The organism is Shewanella sp. MF05960, assembly GCF_050849305.1.
Taxonomy (GTDB): Bacteria; Pseudomonadota; Gammaproteobacteria; order Enterobacterales; family Shewanellaceae; genus Shewanella.
In genome coordinates this window covers 91,039-109,177 of the sequence record NZ_JBOZPS010000010.1, presented here as the reverse complement: position 1 = coordinate 109,177, position 18,139 = coordinate 91,039, and the positions used below count along the sequence as shown (strand labels likewise).

At 41.5% G+C, this 18,139-nt stretch carries 15 protein-coding genes; 8 read left to right on the top strand and 7 right to left on the bottom strand.

Annotated features, from left to right (window positions below):
- The first annotated feature begins 85 nt into the window (after positions 1 to 85).
- Positions 86 to 1,672 (top strand): ATP-dependent nuclease, encoded by a 1,587-nt coding sequence (locus tag ACROAE_RS12080; RefSeq protein ID WP_432402035.1) that lies wholly within the window; start codon positions 86 to 88, stop codon positions 1,670 to 1,672.
- The gene (locus ACROAE_RS12075) at positions 1,657 to 2,688 is read left to right on the top strand and encodes a DNA helicase UvrD (protein ID WP_432402033.1); all 1,032 of its coding nucleotides are present in this window, start codon (positions 1,657 to 1,659) and stop codon (positions 2,686 to 2,688) included. Before ACROAE_RS12080 ends, ACROAE_RS12075 begins: the two co-directional genes overlap by 16 nt.
- Positions 2,689 to 2,961: 273 nt before the next feature.
- Here the strand turns inward: ACROAE_RS12075 and ACROAE_RS12070 are convergent, their stop codons facing one another.
- Positions 2,962 to 3,828, bottom strand: coding sequence for a PA4780 family RIO1-like protein kinase (locus ACROAE_RS12070; RefSeq protein WP_432402031.1), 867 nt, complete (start codon positions 3,826 to 3,828; stop codon positions 2,962 to 2,964).
- A 229-nt stretch (positions 3,829 to 4,057) separates the two neighbouring features.
- Between ACROAE_RS12070 and ACROAE_RS12065 the strand changes: the two genes are divergently transcribed.
- Positions 4,058 to 4,531: a YciI family protein gene (locus ACROAE_RS12065; RefSeq protein ID WP_432402029.1), complete on the top strand. Its 474-nt coding sequence runs from the start codon at positions 4,058 to 4,060 to the stop codon at positions 4,529 to 4,531.
- Between the two features lie 209 nt (positions 4,532 to 4,740).
- Positions 4,741 to 5,040, top strand: a complete 300-nt coding sequence (locus tag ACROAE_RS12060) for a 2OG-Fe(II) oxygenase (protein WP_432402148.1) — start codon at positions 4,741 to 4,743, stop codon at positions 5,038 to 5,040.
- Positions 5,041 to 5,128: 88 nt separating this feature from the next.
- Here ACROAE_RS12060 and yfaE read toward each other — a convergent pair whose 3' ends face one another.
- The 5 genes from yfaE to ubiG all read right to left on the bottom strand — a co-directional run bounded on the left by yfaE (position 5,129) and on the right by ubiG (position 11,063).
- Entirely contained in the window at positions 5,129 to 5,497 is a 369-nt protein-coding gene (gene yfaE / locus ACROAE_RS12055; RefSeq protein ID WP_432402027.1) for a class I ribonucleotide reductase maintenance protein YfaE, read from the bottom strand.
- Positions 5,487 to 6,617, bottom strand: a complete 1,131-nt coding sequence (gene nrdB, locus ACROAE_RS12050; RefSeq protein ID WP_432402025.1) for a class Ia ribonucleoside-diphosphate reductase subunit beta — start codon at positions 6,615 to 6,617, stop codon at positions 5,487 to 5,489. Before nrdB ends, yfaE begins: the two co-directional genes overlap by 11 nt.
- A gap of 91 nt (positions 6,618 to 6,708) precedes the next feature.
- Complete coding sequence (gene nrdA / locus ACROAE_RS12045) at positions 6,709 to 8,997, bottom strand: class 1a ribonucleoside-diphosphate reductase subunit alpha (RefSeq protein WP_432402023.1); 2,289 nt, start codon at positions 8,995 to 8,997, stop codon at positions 6,709 to 6,711.
- A gap of 567 nt (positions 8,998 to 9,564) precedes the next feature.
- A complete protein-coding gene (locus ACROAE_RS12040; protein ID WP_432402021.1) occupies positions 9,565 to 10,227 on the bottom strand; it encodes an HAD family hydrolase in 663 nt (220 codons plus the stop codon).
- Between the two features lie 113 nt (positions 10,228 to 10,340).
- Positions 10,341 to 11,063: a bifunctional 2-polyprenyl-6-hydroxyphenol methylase/3-demethylubiquinol 3-O-methyltransferase UbiG gene (ubiG, locus tag ACROAE_RS12035; protein WP_432402019.1), complete on the bottom strand. Its 723-nt coding sequence runs from the start codon at positions 11,061 to 11,063 to the stop codon at positions 10,341 to 10,343.
- Between the two features lie 388 nt (positions 11,064 to 11,451).
- On the opposite strand from ubiG, the gene gyrA reads away from it, so the two are divergent.
- The 4 genes from gyrA to ACROAE_RS12015 all read left to right on the top strand — a co-directional run bounded on the left by gyrA (position 11,452) and on the right by ACROAE_RS12015 (position 16,794).
- The gene (gene gyrA / locus ACROAE_RS12030; protein ID WP_432402017.1) at positions 11,452 to 14,175 is read left to right on the top strand and encodes a DNA gyrase subunit A; all 2,724 of its coding nucleotides are present in this window, start codon (positions 11,452 to 11,454) and stop codon (positions 14,173 to 14,175) included.
- A gap of 213 nt (positions 14,176 to 14,388) precedes the next feature.
- Positions 14,389 to 15,480, top strand: a complete 1,092-nt coding sequence (gene serC, locus ACROAE_RS12025) for a 3-phosphoserine/phosphohydroxythreonine transaminase (RefSeq protein ID WP_432402015.1) — start codon at positions 14,389 to 14,391, stop codon at positions 15,478 to 15,480.
- A gap of 229 nt (positions 15,481 to 15,709) precedes the next feature.
- The gene (locus tag ACROAE_RS12020; protein ID WP_432402013.1) at positions 15,710 to 16,606 is read left to right on the top strand and encodes a hypothetical protein; all 897 of its coding nucleotides are present in this window, start codon (positions 15,710 to 15,712) and stop codon (positions 16,604 to 16,606) included.
- On the top strand, positions 16,603 to 16,794 hold the full coding sequence (locus ACROAE_RS12015; protein WP_432402011.1) for a hypothetical protein: 192 nt from the start codon (positions 16,603 to 16,605) through the stop codon (positions 16,792 to 16,794). Before ACROAE_RS12020 ends, ACROAE_RS12015 begins: the two co-directional genes overlap by 4 nt.
- Before the next feature lie 125 nt (positions 16,795 to 16,919).
- On the opposite strand, the gene ACROAE_RS12010 is transcribed toward ACROAE_RS12015, so the two are convergent.
- Positions 16,920 to 18,113 (bottom strand): amino acid aminotransferase, encoded by a 1,194-nt coding sequence (locus ACROAE_RS12010; RefSeq protein WP_432402009.1) that lies wholly within the window; start codon positions 18,111 to 18,113, stop codon positions 16,920 to 16,922.
- Between the last annotated feature and the right edge of the window lie 26 nt (positions 18,114 to 18,139).

Sequence of the window (18,139 nt, the reverse complement as noted above, 5' to 3'; positions counted from 1 at the left end):
TAGAACACTTTGAAGTACGAATGTAATAATAGATCTCTCCACTAATATCCAGACTAATAAAACTCGATATCTGAGAACGAACAATATGAAAACAATAACTAAAATTCAATTGCGAAATTTCAAAAAATATAAGACATTTAGTGTAGGTTTCGACCCCGAAATTAACCTATTGATTGGAGATAACGAAGCTGGCAAAAGCACTATTCTGACAGCCATTGAATTAGTGCTTAGTGGGAGTAAGAGCAAAGTTGAGACTGCTGGTCTTGAAACCTTGTTTAACACTAGCATCGTGCATGAATTTTTGGTTAGTGATAAGAAATATGAAAATTTACCTGTCTTAATTGCTGAATTACATCTTAATGAACAAGACAACCCATCATTAAGTGGCAAAAACAACATTGATGGAATTCCGACTGATGGGCTTCAGCTTATCTGTGAACCAAATGACGAACTCAGTCATGAAATCTCCCAAGTGTTAGCTCAACCAGAGGCTAATTTCCCCTTTGAATATTATTCCATAAAATTTATTACTTTTGCTGGCGAAGCATACACTGGTTACCGTAAGTTTCTCAAATACCTAACTGTTGATAGTTCCCAAATAAATAATGAGTATGCTACCAAAGAGTATGTAAAAACTGTTTACGAATCTCATGTTGAGCAACCACAAAGGATCGGGTTGCAAAATGACTATCGCCAGCAAAAAGCTAACTTCAAAGATAATAATTTAAAACCTATTAATGACAGTCTAAATAACTATCAATTTGCGATCAGATCAGGAACTAAATGTAATCTAGAGACTGACTTAACAATTACTGAAGATGATGTTCCACTCGATAACAAAGGTAAAGGGCGCCAGTGTTTTATCAAGACTGAGTTTGCATTGCAGCGAAGTAATCCAGACCAAAAACTTGATGTTCTCCTATTGGAAGAACCTGAAAATCACCTAAGCCATACCAATATGAAGAAGTTGGTAGCCCGAATTTCTGAATCTGAAGCAAAACAAATCTTTATAGCTACTCATAGTAGTTTGATTAGTACAAGATTAGATCTTCGAAGAACCGTTTTCATGAATAGCATTTCAACAGATCCACTTTTGTTGAAAAATTTGCCCAGCGATACCGCCAAGTTCTTTATGAAAGCACCAGACAATAATGTTCTGGAATTTGTAATGTCACCCAAAGTTATTCTGGTTGAAGGAGATGCCGAATATATGCTCATTGAGCAGTTATATAAAAATACCACAGGTTCAACACCAGAACAGGACGGTGTGCACATCATTTCAGTCGGAGGAACAAGCTTCAAGCGTTATCTTGATATTGCAAAGTTGCTTAATACCAGAGTCGCAGTTATTAGAGATAATGATGGTGATAAGCAGACAAATTGCGTTGATAGTTTCACCGATTACACCGTTGCCAATATGCAAGTATTCTGTGATGACGATGACAATAATTGGACATTTGAAATATGTATGTTGAATGTAAACCCAAAAATTTGCGATGAATTGTTTACGAAAAAACTAAGAAAAAAACCAAGAAAAGACGAAATAACGACACTTCAAGAATATATGTTAAGTCATAAAGCAGATGTGGCCTTCGAGCTACTTGATAAAAAAGCTAATGAATTAGTTTCACCTGACTATCTTGCCAAGGCGTTTGTATGGATAAACGAGTAATTTTCGCAGTAGCTGGCTCGGGTAAGACTAGCCATATTATTGATGGCTTAAATGAGAGATCGCGAGCTCTCATAATAACTTACACTGAAAATAACTTTAAAAATCTAAAGAGGCGCATATCAACCAAGTTCGGATATATTCCGAATGGCATTAAAGTGTACACCTATTTCACTTTTATATATTCGTTCTGTTACAAACCAATACTGGGTAATGCTGTAAAAATAAAGGGGATAAACTGGGATATACCACCTCAATTCACGCAGCGCTTGAAAAGAAACGATGAACGTTTTTATATTGATACAAACGAGAGGCTCTATCATAACCGTATTGCTAAGATGTTCGAACAATATAAAGTCGTTGATGAGATTATATCGAGGTTGGAAAAGTATTTCGATAGTATCTGTATTGATGAAATTCAAGACTTTGCAGGGCATGATTTTAATTTTTTGCTTCAGATGGCTAGAACTAATATAAATCAGCTATTAGTTGGTGACTTCTACCAACACACTTTCGATACCAGTAGAGATGGGCTAATAAACAAGCCTTTGCACGACAACTATGACGAATACAAGCAAAGATTTATCAAAGCGGGATATACGGTTGATACTGAAACCCTTTCCCATAGCTATCGTTGTAGCGCAAACACCTGTGATTTTGTTACAAATAATATAGGGGTAGAGATTTTTTCACACAGGGTTGATGTTACAAACGTAGAATACATAAACAACAAGGAACGAGCTATAGAGCTTTTCACCTGCCCCAAGACAGTAAAATTGTTCTATCAAGCAAGCTATAAATATAAAGGATTTACTGAAAATTGGGGAGCAACAAAAGGTGAGGATCACTACGAAGATGTATGTGTCGTTTTGAATTCTAATACAGTGAGTAAATACGCTAAGGGGAAACTATGTGAACTAGCTCCTCAGACAAAGAACAAACTTTATGTGGCTTGTACTAGAGCAAAGCGAAACCTTTATTTAGTTCCAGAAAGTCTCTTAGGAGATCACAAGCAGTGAGTCATAATTCGTGTTAAGTTTTTTTTATAGTAGAAGGTTTAGTTAGTTTGGCAATACTTTAGATAATTGGTGACTGGTTACATTGGCGAGCCAGTAAACTCACTTCTGTCCAATAACAAGTTAGCCTTAGCCTCAAAATGCCAACATTCAACTCTGAACTTGAGATTATTTAAGACTTTTACAAAAGAATACGTGAGCCTGTAAATAAAAAGGCAACCTAGTGGTTGCCTTAATTTATGCTTGTTGGTTGTTGTCACGCCTGGTTATAACGACTTAATCATCATAATGATCATTATCTATCGCCTGTTGGCGTTCGCGCTTAAACTGAGCGTCTTCATAAGCAGCGTTGATTTCTTCAAGTACCGAGTCAATATCGGCTGCATTGGTGTCGTCTTCAAACAAGCCTGTAAGTGCGGTATCTGGCTCGAGTTCGCCTTGTTCGTAAAGTGCCCACATTTCTTTAGCGTATTTTGTTTGCAGCAATTCTGGGGCAAATTGGCCGTAATATTCGGTCATGTTATTCACATCACGGTATAACATTGCTCTGGCATTGTTGTTAGCGGATGCATCGACGGCTTGTGGTAAGTCGATGATCACTGGTCCATTACTATCAACTAAGACATTAAATTCAGACAAGTCACCATGCACAATACCGGCACATAACATACGTACTATGTAGCCCATCATGGTGTGATGTTGCGACATGGCTTGCGCATGAGTTAAGTTAACGTCGTTTAAACGAGGAGCAACGTCGCCATTGGCGTCAGTGATTAACTCCATCAATAATACACCGTCAAAACACCCGTAAGGTACTGGAACGCGGATTTTAGCTGCAGCGCATTGATACAATGCATCAACCTCGGCATTTTGCCAGGCTTTCTCTTGTTCTTCGCGGCCATATTTAGAGCCTTTTTCCATCGCGCGCCCACGACGGCTATTTTTAGTTTTTCGTCCTTCTTGGTACTGCGCGGCTTTTTTAAAGCTGCGCTTGGTCGCTTCTTTATAGACTTTGGCGCAGCGAATAGCATCGCCACACCGGATCATATAGACGGTGGCTTCTTTGCCACTCATCAGTTGGCTTATCACTTCATCAACGAGACCATCGTTAACCAGTGGCTGTAATCGTATTGGGGTTTTCATAGCGCTCGTTATACCTTAGTTGCGACTATGATGATATATCTTGGCAGACTTTTTTTACCTTGTTTTGACATCCGGTAAATTTTTGTACAGTTTATGTCATCAAAATAGTTTTTCTCCAAATGTTAGTTACGTCTTGCCAGCATACGTCATAGGTAAGCTTAACAATTTTGATGTCATCATTAACCACACATAACAACATCTTCACTGAAATGTGAAAATAGGAATACCCATGAATGTTTATGCCAGCACGTTAACCCGTTTTTTGCTTTTTTCCACGATGATATCGACTCCGTTAATGGCCCAGACTGAGATTAATCCAATATACGATCAATCGCTGGCAGAAAAGGTGGGGGCGGATGAATATGGCATGAAGCGTTATGTGATGGCGTTTTTAAGTCGAGGGCCTAATCGAGAACGTCCCAAAGCAGAAGCTGATGAACTGCAACGGTTACACATGACCAATATTGAACGTTTAGCTGAAGAGGGTAAATTGGTATTGGCGGGGCCTTTTTTAACTGATGGCGAACTCCGTGGTATTTATATTTTCGATGTAGAAACCATTGAACAGGCTCAACAATTAACTGCAACCGATCCAGCGATTAAAGCAGGCAGTTTGGTAATGGAATTAGTCCCCTGGTATGGCAGTGCTGCGTTAATGGAAGTCAATGCGATTCATAATACGCTGGCCAAAACGCTGATGTAATGCATCAAGGGTTTATGGATTTATCATCAATAATGAAAGTATGATTGGCGTTTATCACTGTTGTTTTAAATCATCTTTTCGGCTTTTTTGTGGTATTACATATCAATAGCGGATGAAAACTTAATAACATATGCATAATTGAATGGTTTAGCGGCATCACTTGGCGATGATTAACCCGTACAATATCGCTAAGTGAGTTGATTGGAGCCATTATGGCCAACGTGGTTAATAGAGCAATATTTAGTAGTAGGGTATTTTCAGTTAATTTAGTCACTTATCATGAAAATCATCGTGTTATGAAACACGTTGATCCTGTGCAGCAAGGGCGATATTACAAGTTCAATATAGTGCTAAAACAACCTTTGCACGGAGGCGTATTTACGTGTGAGAAATACATCATGAATTTATGTCATAGGGTGTATTTGTTTCGCCCAGACTTATACGAACACAGCGTCACTAAGATTGAATCTGGCAAGCGGGTGCTATTGAGTGTGGCTATAAATATGTAAATTGTACCTGATTTGCAGGTATCAATGCTAAACAGTAGCCATAGTCGATAACGAGGTGAAATACGGCATGATAAGGTCTAAGGATCTATTAACCTTCGTGCGCGAGTTTGGTGAGCACTGGTGCAGGACTATGATTGGTGTTGTATTGACGTTTGGCGACGACTTCAACACCCTGGCATGACAGCTTAAGGTTGAGGTCGGTTTCGGGCACACAACAGCAGGGTAGGCATTCATCTGCTTTAAGTTCTGCTAATGGCTGGGTAAGGTAACTGACTTCACCCGAAATCACTGTGGTTTTACAGGCACCGCAAAAACCATTGCGGCACTCTGAAAACACTTTTACTTTTTTAGACTCAAGCGCTTCTAATAAGCTTGAATGTTTACCGTCAAATAAAATCACCGGCTGACCTTTCAAGCTTACTATTGGGGCTTTTTTGAAATACTTCTTATAAGTCAAAATCTAAAAACTCATCGCCATCAACAGAAGAATCAATTTGACCGACAAGATAAGATGATACTTCTACTTCTTGTGGGGCAACTTGTACTGCATCACTTTCTAACCAGTTTTTCATCCACGGCAGTGGATTTGATTGCTCATCGTAAGGTTGCGGTAAGTGAACTGACTTCATCCGTTGGTTAGTAATAAACTCAACATACTGGCATAAAATCTGTTCATTTAAGCCAATCATTGAGCCATCTTTGAATAAGTATTTAGCCCATTCTTTTTCTTGCTCTGCCGCTTTGACGAATAAATCATACGCTTCTTGCTTACACTCAGCAGCAATTTCGCCCATTTCTGGGTCGTCTTTACCGCCTTGCATTAGGCTTAATATATGTTGTGTGCTGTTAAGGTGTAATGCTTCATCACGCGCGATTAAGCGAATAATCTTAGCATTACCTTCCATGACACGACGCTCAGCAAAGGCAAATGAACACGCAAAACTGACATAGAAACGAATCGCTTCTAACGCATTGACTGACATCATGCACAAATATAATGACTTTTTGAGGATACGTGAATTAACGGTGATTTCTATACCGTTAATGACGTGTGTACCTTCTCCTAACAAGTTATTAATTTGGGTAAGGTTAATCAAGTCATCGTAATAAGCGGCAATATCACCGGCACGCTTTAAGATTTCGTCATTTTGCACAATATCGTCAAACACCACTGACGGGTTGTTAACGATATTACGAATAATGTGCGTGTACGAACGCGAGTGAATGGTTTCAGAAAACGACCAAGTTTCAATCCACGTTTCTAATTCTGGTAGCGATACCAAAGGCAAAAATGCCACATTTGGTGAGCGGCCTTGAATTGAATCAAGTAAGGTTTGGTATTTCAGATTAGATAAGAAAATATGCTGTTCGTGTTCAGGTAAGTTACCAAAATCAATTTTGTCACGGCTGACATCAACTTCTTCTGGACGCCAGAAAAACGATAATTGTTTTTCAATGAGTTTTTCGAAGACTTCATATTTCTGTTGATCGTAGCGTGCCACGTTAACCGATTGACCGAAAAACATCGGTTCTTTAGTCGAATCGTTAGGTGTTTGACAAAATGTTGAGTAAGCCATTATTTAGGTGTCCTGAAAACGCATTTTTCAAAAAGCGGGGAAGGCCCCCGCTAAATATACATAAAGTGATACTTTTATAAAAACTAAGGAGCTATATCTTACACGCACCGCCACCACAGCCATCGTCTTCTTCTTCGACGGCAATAATGTCGTCAAACTGATCCGAAGCACCGTCGCGAGTATTATGATAATACAATGTCTTAATGCCCAGTTTGTATACGCTAAGCAAGTCTTTTAACAAGGTTTGCATTGGTACACGACCGCCTTCAAAACGGCTTGGATCGTAGTTAGTGTTAGCCGAAATAGCCTGGTCGATAAACTTCTGCATTAACCCAACAAGTTGGATGTAACCATCATTGTTTGGCATGTTCCAAAGCAATTCGTACTTGTCTTTGAGGAGGTCAAAGTCAGGTACAACTTGTTTTAATTGTCCGTCTTTACTGGCCTTAACGCTAATTAATCCGCGTGGAGGCTCAATACCGTTAGTCGCATTTGAAATTTGCGATGAGGTTTCAGACGGCATTAATGCCGATAAGGTTGAGTTACGTAAACCGTATTGCTTAATGTCGCTACGTAATGTTTCCCAATCCATGTGTAATGGCTCGTCACAAATCTTATCTAAGTCGCGTTTGTAGGTGTCGATAGGTAAAATACCTTTCGAATAGGTTGTCTCGTGGAATAACGGACATGCACCTTGCTCTTTAGCTAAGTTCATTGAAGCTTTCAATAAGTAATACTGAATTGCTTCAAAGGTTTTGTGGGTCAGGTTGTTTGCTGAACCGTCTGAGTATTTCTTACCGTTTTTCGCTAAGTAGTTAGCAAAGTTAATCACGCCTATACCAAGAGTACGACGATTCATCGAACTCGTTTGCGCGGCAATAATTGGGTAATCTTGGTAATCCAATAAGTTATCTAGCGCACGTACTGCTAAATCGGCTAATGGCTCAAGTTCAGATAAATCTTCAATGGCACCTAAGTTAAGTGCAGACAGAGTACATAACGCAATTTCACCGTCTGGATCATTGATGTTATTCAATGGTTTCGTCGGTAATGCAATTTCTAAACATAAGTTAGATTGCTTAATTGGCGCTACTTTAGAATCAAACGGGCTGTGAGTATTACAGTGATCGACGTTTTGAATGTAAATACGGCCAGTTGAGGCACGCTCTTGCATCATTAACGAGAACAGTTCAACCGCTTTGATTTGTTTTTTGCGGACATTGCTGTCTTGCTCATACTGTAAGTACAAACGTTCAAATTCTACCTGGTCTTCAAAGAAGGCATCGTAAAGACCTGGCACGTCTGATGGGCTAAATAGACTGATGTATTCGCCTTTAATCAAACGCTGGTACATTAATTTGTTTAACTGCACACCGTAGTCAAGGTGACGAACACGGTTGTCGTCAACACCACGGTTGTTTTTAAGCACCAGTAGCGACTCGACTTCTAAATGCCATAACGGATAGAAAAGTGTTGCTGCACCGCCACGTACGCCGCCTTGAGAGCACGACTTAACCGCAGTTTGGAAATACTTGTAAAAAGGTAAACAACCAGTGTGGAATGCTTCACCGCCACGAATAGGGCTACCTAACGCACGGATACGACCAGCGTTAATACCAATACCAGCACGTTGGCTGACGTATTTAACGATAGACGATGCGGTCGCGTTGATTGAATCTAAGCTGTCATCACATTCAATTAATACACAAGAGCTGAACTGACGTGTTGGAGTGCGCACGCCAGACATGATAGGTGTAGGTAATGAAATTTTGAATAGAGACGTCGCGTCATAAAAGTCTTTAATGTACTTCAGACGAATTTCTTTTGGGTAACGCGCAAATAAGCACGCTGCCACTAAAATATACAAGAACTGAGCGCTTTCGTAGACTTCGTGAGTCACACGGTTTTGCACTAGGTATTTGCCTTCTAATTGCTTAACTGCAGCATAAGAGAAGTTCATATCGCGCCAGTGGTCGATATAGGTGTCTAATGTTTCAATTTCTTCGCGCGTGTAATCGGCCAAAATATGCTTATCATATTTGCCCATTTCCACTAGACGCGTCACATGGTCATATAACTTAGGTGGTTCAAATTGACCAAAGGCTTTTTTGCGTAAATGAAATACTGCTAAGCGAGCTGCTAAGAATTGATAATCTGGCGATTCTGGCGAGATTAAGTCGGCAGCGGCTTTAATAATGGTTTCATGAATGGCTTCTGTTGGAATGCCTTCAAAAAACTGCAGGTGAGATCGAAGTTCAACTTCAGATACAGAGACGTTTTTTAATCCCTTGGCTGCCCAAGTGATCACGCGGTGAATTTTATCTAAATCGATAGTTTCACGTTCGCCACTGCGTTTAGTGACTGTCATATTGCTTTTCATTGAAGAGAGGCCTTGGTTCGATATCCGGTCATGTGATCGCGTTCAGGATGCAGTGTTACTTTATTCGATCAGAACAAATCACAAAACAGTTCCATGTTAAAACAATCATCCTGAATGCCACTTACGGCAATGTACATCTACTGTACGTTCAGTAAACATCTACACTTTAATACCCACACAGCGTAGTGTTTTGATTGTCACCCACACACAAGATATGGTGTTATTTATAAACTGAGATACAAGATAGTGAGGTTTGAGCTGATTTGCAAGCCACAATTACATTAACTTCTTGTGGATAAGTTGAGGATAAAGAGCGGGGTTAGTAACGGCTAACCCTAGAGCCCAAATTTATATAGTGTTTTTCATGGTTGATGTTTTTTTATGCGATAGATTAGAAAATTTTGATCGCTAAAATAAGCAGCGATCAAAAAATCATGTCAATTTTTAGATTGATCTTTTGCTGTATTTGATCCGCAGGTAAAAAAGTGGATGGTTGGCTACAACAAACTGACAAATTCATCTGTAACCATGTCCTCGTGCGTTGAGTATGACCTGATGATAAATGGGTTATTCGCTAAAAAATTGCCTTAAGGATGCACCATGTTCAAATTGGTGCTTCGATGGCCATAAATCTGGCGTATCTGTGGCAGATAAGTAACCCCAAAGTGCTATGCCTCCAAGCATGTTGGCATTGTGCGCCGCGACAAGGTCACGCTCTGCATCACCTAAATACAAAATATGTTCAGGTGGCGTGGCAATTTGTTGTGCAGCTAACAACATCGGTGCGGTGTGGGGCTTGGCATGGCGAGTGCTGTCGCCGCTGATCATGGCTTTTAACTGACAGGTTAACCCAAGCTTTTCGACCAATGGACGAGCAAACCGAGCAGGCTTATTGGTGACCACACCATAAGGAATGCCTTGCTGGTCTAATAATGTCAGTAGTTCAGGTAAGTTATCGAATAAACGGCTGAGATCGCCATTGATACGGCCATAATGCTGTAATAAACCTTGTTGAATAAGCACTTGCAATGCTTCATCGGCATCGGGTATTGCTGTTTTAACTAAAAACAAACTGCCGTGTGATGCGGCATGACGCATTTTATCCAGTGGCTGAGCGCTAAACCCGGCATCATTTAAACTGAGATTAAGTGCATGGACTAAATCTGGTGCGGTATCGGCTAATGTGCCATCAAGGTCAAATAACACCCCTTTAACATCGTGTTTCTGCACTTTATTATTCCTTATATCAGCGTTGAACCGTCGCGAAGATGAACACAGAGAAGAGGCCGGTAACACATGGCGTTATCGGCTTTTTGTTGCGAAGCGTGTTGAGCTAAGCCAATTTAGTCGGTTTTCTGGGTGGCGATCATATAGTTTACATCAACACTGTTAGTGTATTTAAATACGCCAGACAGTGGGTTGTAGGTAATGCCCAATGCATCTTTACACAATAAGTCCGTGTTATCGACCAGTGCCATTAACTCAGATGGACGAATAAATTTACTGTGGTCGTGAGTGCCAATAGGCAACATTTTCAGTAAGTATTCGGCGCCAATAATGGTTTGCAGATAAGACATCATATTGCGGTTAATGGTTGAGAAAAAAACAAAACCATTGGGTTTGACCATGTCGCAGCACGCTTGGACCACCGATTGCGGGTCTGGTACATGTTCAAGCATTTCCATGCAGGTGACCACATCATAATATTCTCGGTGAGTGTCACGGTGATTTTCTGCGGTGGTTTTAAGGTAATTGACAGTCATACCTGCTTCTAAGGCATGCAACTTGGCGACTTCTAATGGCTCTGTGCCCATGTCGATACCATCAACATTCGCGCCAATACGCGCCATGCTTTCAGATAAAATACCGCCGCCGCAGCCCACATCTAAGACATTTTTACCAAACAGGCCGCTCACGGTTTGGTCGATATAATTTAATCGCAGCGGATTAAGTAAATGCAATGGCTTGAACTCGCCATTAAGATCCCACCAGGTTTGTGCCATGGCTTCAAATTTTGCGATCTCATGCGGATCAACATTGGCTGTTGATTGTTCAGCGTCTGACATAAGTTAACCTAACTGTCTAATAAAGTATGGGCGTTATTATAACGATAACCTTCACGAATAGAAGCCAACATTGTGCTTTTGCGACTTAGCTTTGCTTATAAAATCACCGTTTAGAACCTGTATGAACATTTTTTATAATACAAAGCGCTTAAACCATCAGCAATTTGGCCTTTATGTCGGCATAAAATTGTTCGTATATTATGGTGTGATTAATCTAATCCAGCTGAAAATATTAGCTTTTTTATAATTTTTATACAGTAGTGGGCATTTGGCTAGTGTTTGCTCTGGCGACATTAAATATCTGTGTTAGAATGCCAAATCACGTTTTTAAGCTAGATAATAATATGGAAGATTTATTGTCAGCTCACTTTAGGGGAACGCGCAGTTTATGACTGATCTGGCATCATCTATTTCGCCAATTAATATCGAAGACGAACTTAAGAATTCTTACCTTGATTACGCCATGAGTGTAATTGTAGGTCGTGCATTACCTGACGTCCGTGACGGTTTAAAACCAGTTCACCGTCGCGTATTGTTCGCAATGAGCGAATTGAAAAACGATTGGAACAAACCATATAAAAAATCCGCTCGTGTCGTTGGTGACGTAATTGGTAAATATCACCCACATGGTGATACCGCTGTATACGATACAATTGTACGTATGGCACAGCCTTTCTCGCTACGCTATACACTGGTTGACGGACAAGGAAACTTTGGTTCGGTCGACGGTGACTCTGCAGCAGCAATGCGTTATACCGAAATTCGTATGAAGAAGTTGGCGCATTCACTGCTTGCCGACCTTGAAAAAGAAACCGTCGATTTCGTACCTAACTATGACGGCACCGAATTTATTCCTGCTGTTTTACCGACACGTGTACCTAACCTGTTAATTAACGGTTCATCAGGTATTGCGGTAGGTATGGCGACCAATATTCCACCACACAACTTAACTGAAGTGGTTAAAGGCTGTTTAGCATTAATTGATGATCCAAGCTTATCAATTGAGCAGTTAATGGAATATATCCCAGGTCCTGATTTCCCAACAGCTGCGTCAATCAATGGCCGTAAGGGCATTATCGATGCGTATAACACTGGCCGTGGTCGCGCAATTATGCGTTCGAAAGCGGAAGTAGAAACGGAAGATAACGGCCGCGAACGCATTATTGTTCACGAAATTCCTTATCAAGTTAACAAAGCGCGTTTAATTGAAAAAATCGCTGAGCTTGTTAAAGATAAAAAATTAGAAGGCATTAGCGGATTACGTGATGAGTCTGATAAAGACGGCATGCGTATCGTGATTGAAATCAAACGCGGTGAAGTGGGTGAGGTTGTATTAAACAACTTATACGCTCAAACGCAAATGCAGTGTTCTTTTGGTATTAACATGGTGGCGTTGACTAACGGTCAGCCTAAATTGTTTAACCTTAAAGAAATGCTCGAGTGCTTTATTCTTCACCGTCGTGAAGTGGTTACCCGCCGTACCGTATTTGAATTACGTAAAGCGCGCGAACGTGCTCATATCCTTGAAGCATTAGCCATTGCACTGGCTAACATCGACCCAATCATTGCATTAATCAAAGCTTCTCCAACACCAGCAGAAGCTAAAGTTAAATTAGTGGCTGAAGGTTGGGAATTAGGCCATGTACAAGGCATGCTTGAAAAAGCAGGTGATGATGCAGCGCGCCCAGAATGGTTAGAGCCTGAGTACGGTATCCGTGACGGCAAATACTATTTAACTGAACAACAAGCGCAAGCTATCCTTGAATTACGTTTACACCGTTTAACCGGTTTAGAGCATGACAAGATTTTAGCTGAGTACGAAGAGCTATTAGTTGTTATTGCGGCATTGTTATTAATTCTTCGCAGTCCAGAACGTTTAATGGAAGTGATTAAAGAAGAGTTAGCCGAAATTCTTGAGCAATACGGTGATGAACGTCGCACAATTATCAACGCTAACGAAATTGACATGAGTCTTGAAGACTTAATCAATGAAGAAGACGTTGTCGTGACCTTATCGCACTTAGGTTACGCCAAGTACCAAGTATTGTCTGACTACCAAGCGCAGCGTCGTGGTGGTAAAGGCAAAGCGGCGACGAAAGTAAAAGACGAAGACTTCGTTGAAAAACTCCTGGTTGCTAATACTCACGATACCATTTTGTGCTTCTCTGACTTTGGCAAAATGTATTGGTTAAAAGTGTATCAATTACCGCTTGCGAGCCGTACTGCTCGTGGTCGCCCAATTGTTAACTTGTTACCACTGTCTGACGGTGAACACATTACTGCAATCTTACCTGTACGTGAGTATGCTGATGATAAATTTATCATCATGGCAACAGCACACGGCACCGTTAAGAAAACAGCATTAACGGCTTACAGTAACCCTCGTGCAAACGGCATTATTGCTGTAAACCTAAAAGACGGCGATCAATTGATTGGTGTTGATATTACTGAAGGTAGCGACGACATCATGTTGTTCTCTAACGAAGGTAAAGTGGTTCGCTTTAACGAAAAAGCCCGTGACTCAGTGACTGGTGAAGTGAAGATTGATGCTGAAACTGGCGAAGAAATCATTGCTCTACGTCCAATGGGCCGTACAGCAACGGGTGTTCGTGGTATTAAGCTTGAAGACGGTCAAAAAGTGGTTTCACTGATTGTTCCTAAAGGTGATGGCGCAATCTTAACGGTAACTGAAAACGGTTACGGTAAGCGTACAGAGCTAAGTGAATACCCAGCGAAGAGCCGTGGCACTAAAGGTGTGGTATCGATTAAAGTGAGCGAGCGTAACGGTTCAGTTGTCGGTGCGGTTCAAGTCGGTGATTTCGACGAAATCATGCTAATCAGTGACAAAGGCACATTGGTTCGTACCCCTGCTGAAGGCGTATCAATTATTGGCCGTAACACGCAAGGTGTGACCATCATTCGTACCGCAGATGACGAGAAAGTCGTTGGTTTGCAGCGTATTGATGAAATCCAAACAGAAGAGTTGTTAGATGAAGAAGGCAATGTCATCGTGCCTGTCGACATCATTGAAGGCGAAGTCGCCGAAGGTGAAACAGTTGAGTCTGCAAGTTCTGATGTAGAAGATGATGCAGAGGCTGACGAGCAGGAATAACCTGTCAGTTAACTTCATCACATCGATAACGGGCGCCTAATGGCGCTCGTTTTATTTTACGGAAAATTATTCATCAAAATAGGCAAATAAAGGCCTATTCAACTGCAAATAAAGTCCTTAGTATTAACCGCTAAACATAATGATACCAATCGTATGGATTATCAGAGAGTAAATATGATTGGTATGAATACAAACTGAGTCAAGGAGTTGTCTGTGAGCGCGATTTATAATTTCTGTGCGGGTCCTGCGATGTTACCTCAAGCTGTGATGCAAAAAGCACAACAGGAATTAATTGATTGGAATGGCCTTGGCGTTTCCGTGATGGAAATTAGTCACCGTAGTAAGGAATTTATCGCGTTAACGGAGCAAGCGGAAGTGACCTTGCGCCAGTTAATGAATATTCCTAAAAACTACCATGTGCTTTTTATGCACGGTGGAGGCCGCGCTCAGTTTTCAAATGTGGTGAACAACTTTTTAGGTGATAACGGTCGTGCCTTATATTTAGTCAGTGGCCAATGGTCGTCAGCTGCCGTGTCAGAAGCACACAAATTAGTTGGTGAAAGCCAAATTGATAGTATCAATATCGTTGAAAAAGTGGACGGATTAAATCAAGTTATCTTACCTGATCTCAATGCTATCGATAAAGACTACCGTTATGTGCATTACTGTTCAAATGAAACGGTTGATGGGATTGAAATCTTTGAAGAACTAGACAGCCCATGGCCAGTGGTGGCCGATCTGTCATCAACCATCATGTCGCATGACATTGATGTCAGCAAATATGGGCTTATTTATGCGGGTGCGCAAAAGAACATTGGCCCATCGGGCTTATCGATTGTGATTGTACGTGACGATATGCTGAAGTTACCCAGCTTACCACAGTCATCGATCATGGATTATCGTGTTGCGGTTGAGCATGGTTCAATGTTTAATACACCGCCAACGTTTGCATGGTATTTAGCATCAGAAGTGTTTGCCTGGTTAGCGGCTAATGGTGGCGTGAGTGCGATGGCTGACGTTAATCAACAAAAAGCGGCTTTACTATATGAGTGTATCGATTCAAATCCATTTTATAAAAATGGTGTCGCCCCGCACAATCGCTCGCGCATGAATGTCACCTTCCAATTGGTAAATGACACTCTTGACGGCGAGTTTTTAAAGCAAGCAGAGCAAGCGGGATTAGTTGCGCTAAAAGGTCATCGTATTGTTGGCGGCATGCGCGCCAGTATTTACAATGCTATGCCATTAGCCGGTGTGCAAAAACTGGTTAACTTTATGAATCAATTTGCCACTCAACACGCTTAACGGTTACTGCCATTGTTAACACCTCAACTGAAGCGTTAAACCCCAAAAAGATCCCGAGAGGATCTTTTTTGTTATGTATAGGGCCTGTTGATCTTTCAAGGTTGTTTTTGCAGCGAATTGTTGGCCATTATTCACATTTACAACTGCGCGGCAGAGACTTCGAGGTGTCGTTATTCTACATAAAAAGTCGATTTTTCCGGTATGTGATTTAACCCATGACGGTACCATCATGGCCTATAAAATTGGTGCTAAAGTCACGGGTAAAGAATGGAATGATGGGCATCCTGGTTCGGCTAAAAACTCAGGTTCAAGTTATGATAATTGTCATGGACAAATTGAAGAAAAGCCGTCGATTACCTCTGCGCAAATTAATCATCATTTGGGTGTCGATATGAATTATCAAGCATACACTCAAGGTGCGCCTGTTATGATGATGCCACCAAGGCCACAACGCCCAGGTGAAGCGGTTAAGCAGCAAACTGTTAGTCAAACTAATATCTTTCCCGCGGGACCATTTGTGCCAGAAGCCTTTAAAAAATCTGGTCCTCCACCTAAACCACCAGAAGCTAGTTTTTTTCGTAGCCTGGTGTCAAGTAAAGGCCATTCTGGCCCACCTGGTATGGGCGGCGAGCAAGTCGGCGGTTCGAGTGCCGGGATGGCAATCCATAAGTCAGAAGGTCTGGTGCCAATCAATGCCCAAGGGTTGTCGACGATTCCTGGTTTATATGCAGCAGGTGATGCCTTAGGTTCTTATATGTCGGGCGGTATTTATACTCAAATCGGTTCATCGTTGGCGGGCTCTGCTGTACAAGGGGCCATCGCTGGGGCTGCTGCGGCAAATGACAGTCTCGGAATGGCCAGTAAGTTGGATGTGTCTGAACAATATTTGGCATTGGTTAACCAACAAATTTTAGTGCCATTAAAGCGTCAACGTGGTTATAGCCCTGCCTGGGTGACTCAGGTGTTACAGGGCGTGATGATACCTAACTTTGTGCTTTACATTAAAAAAGAGCGCATGATGCAAGCGGCGTTAGCGTATGTTGAGGAGCTATATGAGCACCATGTCCCGATGTTAATGGGGACGATTTACATGCACTTCGCTTGGCGCACGAAACTGAGAATATGATTATCACCGCAGAAATGAAGCTCAAAGCATCCATTATGCGTAAAGAAAGTCGCTGCAGTCATTACCGTTTAGACTGTCCCGATATTGATTATGAAAACTGGCAGGCGTGGATAAACATCTCTAAAGATGAAAAAGGCAACATGGTATTAGAAAAGCAACCGTTTGATAGTTGGCCAAATTTTACTTAGCACATTTTATAAAGTCTAATGAGACAAACTATAATGCAATAAACTATAGTGCGACAAACTATAATGAAACAATAAAGCCGACTTAAGTAGTCGGCTTTATTGTTTGTGCAATGACATAACTCGGGTTATTTGATTACCGCAGCAATTGATTTTGCCAAATAATCAACGTTCGCTTCACTAATACCGGCAATACTAATGCGGCTTGAACCGACCATATACACACTGTATTGCTGTTTAAGCGTTGCAACTTGCTCTGGGTTAACACCTAAAAATGAGAACATGCCTTTTTGACGAGCGATAAAGCTAAAGTCACGCTCAACACCATTAGCAATAAGCTGATTGACTAGCATTTCACGGTTACCGTTAATGCGGTCACGCATTTCTTTAAGCTCGAGTAACCATTGCTGTTTAAGGGCAGGGGTGCCTAAGATAGTTTCTACAATGGCTGCACCATGTGCTGGCGGCATTGAGTAGATACAGCGAATGACATACAGCAAGACCGATAGCGCAATGTCAGCTGTGGCACTGTCTTTAGCCACAATTGAACAGGCGCCGATACGCTCGCGATAAAGGCCAAAGTTTTTAGAGCATGAGCTGCATAAAATCATGCTTTCTACCGCTGCTGCCATTTGACGTACGCCGTAAGCATCTTCATCAACGCCATCACCAAAGCCTTGATAGGCCATATCTATAAGTGGTGTAAAGCCTTGTTTAACGGTGACCTTAACGACTTCATCCCATTGCTGTGTGTTTAAATCCATGCCGCTAGGGTTGTGACAACAAGCGTGTAATAACACCACATCGTCTTTACCTATATTATTTAAGGTTGCAAGCATTTGCTCGAACTTAAGGTTCTTGGTGTCGTAATCGTAATATGGGTAGGTTTTTACCGTAATACCAGCAGCTTCAAATAACCCCGTGTGGTTGGCCCAGGTTGGGTCACTCACCCACAATACTGCATTAGGATTACAGCGCTTAATAAAGTCAGCAGCCACTCTTAATGCGCCTGTTCCACCAGGCGTTGATACCGTTCTAACACGATTCGTAATCAAGGCACTGTGACTTGCGCCGAAGGCTAATTCGCCCATTAATTGGTTAAAGGGCGCAGAACCGGTCGGACCTATGTATACCTTGGTCGTTTCGGTGTCTAAACGAATTTTTTCAGCCGCTTTAACACAATCTAAAATAGGCGTGTGACCCACAGGATCTTTATAAACACCCACACCTAAGTCAACTTTATTTGCGTGGCTGTCTTCGCGGTATTGTGTCAGTAGACCCAAAATTGGATCGGCAGGTAGGGCTTTTAGGGTATCGAACATGAATAGAACCTTGTATTTGCTATTTG

What these genes read in the sequence shown, in the direction of transcription:
- ACROAE_RS12065 (WP_432402029.1), top strand. Translation starts at nt 4,058, where the DNA reads ATGAATGTTTATGCCAGCACGTTAACCCGTTTTTTGCTTTTTTCCACG.
- ACROAE_RS12070 (WP_432402031.1), bottom strand. Translation starts at nt 3,828, where the DNA reads ATGAAAACCCCAATACGATTACAGCCACTGGTTAACGATGGTCTCGTT.
- ubiG (WP_432402019.1), bottom strand. Translation starts at nt 11,063, where the DNA reads ATGTCAGACGCTGAACAATCAACAGCCAATGTTGATCCGCATGAGATC.
- ACROAE_RS12010 (WP_432402009.1), bottom strand. Translation starts at nt 18,113, where the DNA reads ATGTTCGATACCCTAAAAGCCCTACCTGCCGATCCAATTTTGGGTCTA.
- ACROAE_RS12020 (WP_432402013.1), top strand. Translation starts at nt 15,710, where the DNA reads ATGGCCTATAAAATTGGTGCTAAAGTCACGGGTAAAGAATGGAATGAT.
- ACROAE_RS12080 (WP_432402035.1), top strand. Translation starts at nt 86, where the DNA reads ATGAAAACAATAACTAAAATTCAATTGCGAAATTTCAAAAAATATAAG.
- gyrA (WP_432402017.1), top strand. Translation starts at nt 11,452, where the DNA reads ATGACTGATCTGGCATCATCTATTTCGCCAATTAATATCGAAGACGAA.
- ACROAE_RS12075 (WP_432402033.1), top strand. Translation starts at nt 1,657, where the DNA reads ATGGATAAACGAGTAATTTTCGCAGTAGCTGGCTCGGGTAAGACTAGC.
- nrdB (WP_432402025.1), bottom strand. Translation starts at nt 6,617, where the DNA reads ATGGCTTACTCAACATTTTGTCAAACACCTAACGATTCGACTAAAGAA.
- ACROAE_RS12015 (WP_432402011.1), top strand. Translation starts at nt 16,603, where the DNA reads ATGATTATCACCGCAGAAATGAAGCTCAAAGCATCCATTATGCGTAAA.
- nrdA (WP_432402023.1), bottom strand. Translation starts at nt 8,997, where the DNA reads ATGAAAAGCAATATGACAGTCACTAAACGCAGTGGCGAACGTGAAACT.